Source organism: Edaphobacillus lindanitolerans (genome assembly GCF_900156305.1).
GTDB classification, from domain to species: domain Bacteria; phylum Bacillota; class Bacilli; order Bacillales_A; family Planococcaceae; genus Bhargavaea; species Bhargavaea lindanitolerans.
Map to the genome: position 1 here is coordinate 1 of NZ_FTPL01000008.1, position 2,937 is coordinate 2,937.

1 rRNA gene is annotated in these 2,937 nt (G+C 56.4%); it reads right to left on the reverse strand.

Annotated elements, in window-relative coordinates:
* Positions 1–2: 2 nt before the first annotated feature.
* Positions 3–2,932, reverse strand: a 23S ribosomal RNA gene (locus B0B07_RS15005).
* Positions 2,933–2,937 lie beyond the last annotated feature (5 nt).

Here is a 2,937-nt window from a genome sequence, read left to right on the forward strand (position 1 = left end):
TTGAGGTTAAGTCCTCGATCGATTAGTATCCGTCAGCTGCACGTGTCGCCACGCTTCCACCCCGGACCTATCCACCTCGTCATCTTCGAGGGATCTTACTTACTTGCGTAATGGGAAATCTCATCTCGAGGGGGGCTTCGTGCTTAGATGCTTTCAGCACTTATCCCGTCCACACATAGCTACCCAGCAATGCCCCTGGCGGAACAACTGGTACACCAGCGGTGTGTCCATCCCGGTCCTCTCGTACTAAGGACAGCTCCTCTCAAATTTCCTGCGCCCGCGACGGATAGGGACCGAACTGTCTCACGACGTTCTGAACCCAGCTCGCGTACCGCTTTAATGGGCGAACAGCCCAACCCTTGGGACCGACTACAGCCCCAGGATGCGATGAGCCGACATCGAGGTGCCAAACCTCCCCGTCGATGTGAACTCTTGGGGGAGATAAGCCTGTTATCCCCGGGGTAGCTTTTATCCGTTGAGCGATGGCCCTTCCATGCGGAACCACCGGATCACTAAGCCCGTCTTTCGACCCTGCTCGACTTGTAGGTCTCGCAGTCAAGCTCCCTTCTGCCTTTGCACTCTACGAATGATGTCCAACCATTCTGAGGGAACCTTTGGGCGCCTCCGTTACCTTTTAGGAGGCGACCGCCCCAGTCAAACTGCCCGCCTGACACTGTCCCCTGCCCGGATCACGGGCACGGGTTAGAAGTCCAATACAGCCAGGGTAGTATCCCACCGATGCCTCCACCGAAGCTGGCGCTCCGGTTTCCACGGCTCCTACCTATCCTGTACAGGCTGCACCGGAATTCAATATCAGGCTGCAGTAAAGCTCCACGGGGTCTTTCCGTCCTGTCGCGGGTAACCTGCATCTTCACAGGTACTATAATTTCACCGAGTCTCTCGTTGAGACAGTGCCCAGATCGTTACGCCTTTCGTGCGGGTCGGAACTTACCCGACAAGGAATTTCGCTACCTTAGGACCGTTATAGTTACGGCCGCCGTTTACTGGGGCTTCAATTCGGAGCTTCGCTTGCGCTAACCCCTCCTCTTAACCTTCCAGCACCGGGCAGGCGTCAGCCCCTATACATCACCTTGCGGTTTTGCAGAGACCTGTGTTTTTGCTAAACAGTCGCCTGGGCCTATTCACTGCGGCTCTCTCGGGCTTGCACCCTACCAGAGCACCCCTTCTCCCGAAGTTACGGGGTCATTTTGCCGAGTTCCTTAACGAGAGTTCTCTCGATCACCTTAGGATTCTCTCCTCGCCTACCTGTGTCGGTTTGCGGTACGGGCACCTCCCGCCTCGTTAGAGGCTTTTCTTGGCAGCGTGAAATCAGGGACTCCGGGGACAATTCCCCTTGCCGTCACAGCCTGGCGTTGCGGGGATGGGATTTGCCTCATCCCCCGCCTCACTGCTTGGACGCGCATGACCAACAGCGCGCTCACCCTATCCTTCTGCGTCACCCCGTCACTCAAACGGCGGGGAGGTGGTACAGGAATATCAACCTGTTGTCCATCGTCTACGCCTTTCGGCCTCGACTTAGGTCCCGACTGACCCTGAGCGGACGAGCCTTCCTCAGGAAACCTTAGGCATTCGGTGGACGGGATTCTCACCCGTCTTTCGCTACTCATACCGGCATTCTCACTTCCAAGCGCTCCACCGGTCCTTCCGGTCCGGCTTCAACGCCCTTGGAACGCTCTCCTACCACTGACACCAACGGTGTCAATCCACGGCTTCGGTGGTCTGTTTAGCCCCGGTACATTTTCGGCGCAGCGCCACTCGACCAGTGAGCTATTACGCACTCTTTAAATGGTGGCTGCTTCTAAGCCAACATCCTGGTTGTCTGGGCAGCGCCACATCCTTTTCCACTTAACAGACACTTGGGGACCTTAACCGGTGGTCTGGGCTGTTTCCCTCTCGACTACGGATCTTATCACTCGCAGTCTGACTCCCAAGCATAAATCGCCGGCATTCGGAGTTTGTCTGAACTCGGTAACCCGGGATGGGCCCCTCATCCAAACAGTGCTCTACCTCCGGGATTCTTAAACTTGAGGCTAGCCCTAAAGCTATTTCGGAGAGAACCAGCTATCTCCAGGTTCGATTGGAATTTCACCGCTACCCACACCTCATCCCCGCACTTTTCAACGTACGTGGGTTCGGGCCTCCAGTAAGTGTTACCTTACCTTCACCCTGGACATGGGTAGATCACCTGGTTTCGGGTCTACGACCCCATACTCATTCGCCCTGTTCAGACTCGCTTTCGCTGCGGCTCCGCCTCCTCGGCTTAACCTTGCATGGAATCGTAACTCGCCGGTTCATTCTACAAAAGGCACGCCATCACCCGTTAACGGGCTCTGACTACTTGTAGGCACACGGTTTCAGGATCTATTTCACTCCCCTTCCGGGGTGCTTTTCACCTTTCCCTCACGGTACTGGTTCACTATCGGTCACCAGGAAGTATTTAGCCTTGGGAGATGGTCCTCCCGGATTCCGACGGAATTTCACGTGTTCCGCCGTACTCAGGATCCACTCCGGAGGGGATGCGCTGCCGGCTACGGGGCTTTTACCCTCTTCGGCGGGCCTTTCCAGGCCGCTTCGCCTAACGCATCCCTTTGTAACTCCAATGGAGTGTCCTACAACCCCAGGGGGCAAGCCCCCTGGTTTGGGCTGTTCCCGTTTCGCTCGCCGCTACTTGGGGAATCGATGTTTCTTTCTCTTCCTCCGGGTACTAAGATGTTTCAGTTCCCCGGGTTTGCCCCGACTGCGCTATGGATTCACGCAGCCGTACTGCCCCATTACGGGCAGTGGGTTTCCCCATTCGGAAATCTCCGGATCGCAGCTTACTTACAGCTCCCCGGAGCATATCGGTGTTCGTTCCGTCCTTCATCGGCTCCTGGTGCCAAGGCATCCACCGTGCGCCCTTTCTAACTTAACCTCCGG